We start from the raw sequence: 668 nt of genomic DNA, 5'->3' as shown, positions 1-668 counted from the left end.
GTCACGAAACACGGTCCAAAACTCTGGAAAATACCGATCCGTCCAGCGGACGATCGCGTTTTTCACCGCCGTCTGTTCCTTGCGGAGCTTCTCTTTGAGCGTGCTCCCCACGCGCAAATCGGCTTCAATCTCGTGCAGCAGCCGGGGAACGAGGAATCGTCCGTCTTTTGCCAGTCTGGCAATGACCAGGGCGTCTTTGGCGTCGTGTTTCGTCGGCAGGTTGTCATCAAGTTCTTTCGACCGGCACACATGCGCCGGGTTGACCATGACCAACGGGATCCCGTGCTCCTCGAGGAAGTAGGCCAGGTTCAACCAGTAGTGCCCGGTCGGCTCCACGGCGACGATCACCTCTGACTTCCCGAACGCTTGCATCGCCCCCTGAATCGCTTTATACAGCTGTTGAAACCCCTCTTTCGACTGGAAGATCGGGAACGATTTGCGAAGCACGCGCCCCCGGTCATCCACGAAGCAGGCGTAGTGGGTTCGTTTCGCGATATCAATACCCACGACAAGCGTTTGTTCGGTTACTTGATCAATTTTATAGTTTTGTGTACAATTCATCTGAAGTCCTCCTTGGTATGGTGAGTGATGTGGTTGACACCCCTGTATCATACCAAGAGGGCTTTTTTTGATCAAGTCCCCGGAAAAGCTCCTAACGGGAATGCTCC

Annotated in this window: 1 protein-coding gene; it reads right to left on the bottom strand. The window is 54.2% G+C overall.

Annotated features, from left to right (window positions below; translation table 11 throughout):
• Window positions 1–561, bottom strand: a 561-nt coding sequence (locus GZ1_RS17795; protein ID WP_157074406.1) for an IS110 family transposase, incomplete at its 3' end; no start/stop codon positions are given.
• Window positions 562–668: the final 107 nt, after the last annotated feature.

The organism is Geobacillus zalihae NBRC 101842, assembly GCF_001544135.1.
Taxonomy (GTDB): Bacteria; Bacillota; Bacilli; order Bacillales; family Anoxybacillaceae; genus Geobacillus; species Geobacillus zalihae.
This window is presented reverse-complemented; position numbering and strand designations above follow the sequence as displayed.